3 protein-coding genes are annotated in these 2,810 nt (G+C 35.8%); all 3 read right to left on the bottom strand.

Going from position 1 to position 2,810, the window contains the following annotated elements; genetic code table 11:
• Positions 1-878, bottom strand: an 878-nt coding sequence (gene nrdD, locus J6D32_RS08895) for an anaerobic ribonucleoside-triphosphate reductase (RefSeq protein ID WP_287467577.1), incomplete at its 3' end; no start/stop codon positions are given.
• A gap of 126 nt (positions 879-1,004) precedes the next feature.
• Positions 1,005-1,673: a GIY-YIG nuclease family protein gene (locus J6D32_RS08890; RefSeq protein ID WP_006784257.1), complete on the bottom strand. Its 669-nt coding sequence runs from the start codon at positions 1,671-1,673 to the stop codon at positions 1,005-1,007.
• Positions 1,674-1,803: 130 nt separating this feature from the next.
• Positions 1,804-2,163, bottom strand: a complete 360-nt coding sequence (nrdD, locus tag J6D32_RS08885; RefSeq protein ID WP_006784256.1) for an anaerobic ribonucleoside-triphosphate reductase — start codon at positions 2,161-2,163, stop codon at positions 1,804-1,806.
• Positions 2,164-2,810 lie beyond the last annotated feature (647 nt).

The following is a 2,810-nucleotide window of genomic DNA, read 5'->3' as shown; positions in this document are numbered from 1 at the left end:
CGAATAACATTCATCTTCGCTTGATCCTTATTATGGCAATTCGGACATTCCCATGATAAGTCATCATTTAACGTAATTTCACCTTCAAAGTGACAAACATGACAGCAGTCAGACTTCGTGTTAAATTCAGCGTATTGAATATTATGATAAATATAATTCACTAATTGCTTTAATGCTTCTAAATTGTGTTGCATATTTGGAATCTCAATGTATGAAATGCATCCACCTGTTGAAATCGGTTGGAATTGAGATTCAAATTGTAACTTACTGAACGCATCGATTTCCTCACGAACATCGACATGATAAGAATTTGTATAATATCCTTTATCAGTAATATCCTCGATTTGACCAAATTTCTGTAAATCAATTTTTGCAAAACGATAGCACAATGATTCAGCCGGAGAACCGTATAATCCAAATCCAAGACCTGTTTCAGCCTTCCACTTCTTCGTTGTCTCTTCTAATCGTTTCATTACCTTAAGTGCAAACGCCTCACCTTTAGGATCAACGTGAGAAACACCTGTCATTAACTTCGTCACTTCATATAACCCGATATATCCGAGTGAAATGGTTGAATATCCATCCATTAATAACTTATCAATCGTCTCACCTTGTGGTAAACGAGCAATGGCTCCATATTGCCAATGAATTGGAGATTCATCTGCTAACGTTCCTTTTAAGGCATTGTGACGGCACATAAGTGCTTCAAAACATAAGTCTAAACGATTATCTAGTAAATCCCAGAACTTCTCTTCATCTCCTGCCGCTACAATTCCGATTTGCGGTAAATTTAAGCTGACAACCCCTTGGTTGAAACGTCCTTCAAATTTATACTCACCATTTTCATCTTTCCATGGTGATAAGAAACTTCTACACAAACGAGGGTATATTTCTATACTGGTTACTCGCTCTGACTATATCTTCGCTCAGGACTCCCACATCCGTCTACGCGCCCTGCACTTCCAGTAGGTGCATCCCCTACTGTACTCTACTCGCTTCTTCACTCAATCACGTTGAGCTATGCTTTCGATAGTCGATTGACTTTCTATATAATCTTCATAATATTTAAAATAATAACCCCTATAATCTGATTTTGTTCTTCCTCTACATCGGTTACTTACCATCCCTAGTGTTGTCACATTAAAATGATTTTTTAGCTCCAATAAAGTATCAAATATTGACACCTCGTTTGTGAGCTTAGATATTGCAACACATTTTCTAGCAGATGGAGTTTCTTTACCTCTTTTTCCAAACATTCCATTTCTTGAACCTCTTAAACCGCCGTTCCTTCTCATCGGATTTTTATCTCCGATTTTACTCAGTCTAATCTTCTCTGAAATGGCAGTTTTATTAGGATGACTAGATAATGTATCGCCGCCGCATTTCCCTTTACTTGATTTTGTATTGTATCCCTTATTTACAGCATCAAAATAATTAATCCAATACAGTTCCTTTTCATCAAGTTCTTCTTGAGTTACAGCAACATCAATTTGCTCAATACAAAATTTATCTGGCCCATATTTCTTTATTGCCCTATAAAATTTTGTATCATGCTCATCCTTTTGATATCCAATATGACGACTAAATCTCTTTTCAAGAGTTTCACTTGTTTGGCCAATATAAATTTTTTGATTTGAAGTACAAGTTATTTTATATATTATGATTTTTATCACTCCATTTTGATGGAGATTATATAGCTTAGCACTGGATTACCATATGCCATAGCACTTAGGCTTCCCAGTTAGCACACTCTCAAACAGTCATTTCCTACTGTTCCAAATAAAATTGTAGAATGCACACCTGTTACGCACATAACAGTTCACAAGGTTTTACATGAGCCGAGAATTGACCCATTGGGCTAAATACATTTCCTTCATAAATCTTACGCATTTCTTTAGCAGAAATATAATCCGGATATAAACGTTTAGAACTACATTCAACCGCTAACTCCGTAATATAATCATACTTACCACCCTCTAAACAGTTATGCTCATGTAACACATAAACTAATTTAGGGAACGTTGGCGTCGTATAAATACCTTTTTCATTCTTAATTCCTTGAATACGTTGTTTCAAGATTTCCTCGATAATTAAAGCAACCTCTTCAGCATACTCATCATCTTCATTTAAATTTAAAAATAATGTAACAAATGGGCTCTGCATTACCCTCCGCCTTATTTCTAAGGGGACTGACTATCTCTTCATCCGGTCTGGATGGGTGGCGCTTCGGAAAAAGGACTTTCACCTTTAACCTACTCCCATTACGGGATAGTCGATACACCTTTCCTTGATCAAATAACATCACCTTTATTTAATCTAGCTTTCCCATACATTACGACTATAAAATTAGATTAACCCAATATGAGTAAAAAACACTCATACCGGCTTTCTCTTCATTTTTACGTCGCAATATTCGCATGGTTCAGCTTTTTAGGACTTGGCACGATATTGGCATATCTAAAATTTAGATTTTTAAACTTGGCTTTTATTCAATCTAGTTTCGTCGTGCAACTCTTCTATAAAATTCAATAAAGTCTTCATGGTCAAAAACCGACCATTTTGCTTTCTTTTCATTTTTACGTTTACTTGCCAAACAACGTGTGGCATAGTAATTAGTTATCCTTTAGGATTACGACGAGTTAAACGCACGCCTCAACCTTTTATTTTAGACTTAGCGTTCATCGTTAGCATTTCTATACGAAACACACCCTACATTTGTAGGTTCACCACCTGTTCATCTTATTATTCCTAATAAGCGCGGCCAATTTTAACCGTTTGTTGTCATTAATGTATTAATTTGGTATTGAATT

This window comes from Turicibacter sp., assembly GCF_017941855.1.
Taxonomy (GTDB): Bacteria; Bacillota_I; Bacilli_A; order MOL361; family Turicibacteraceae; genus Turicibacter; species Turicibacter sanguinis.
This window is presented reverse-complemented; position numbering and strand designations above follow the sequence as displayed.

Coding starts and splice junctions, on each gene's coding strand:
- nrdD (WP_006784256.1), bottom strand. CDS start 2,163: ATGCAGAGCCCATTTGTTACATTATTTTTAAATTTAAATGAAGATGAT.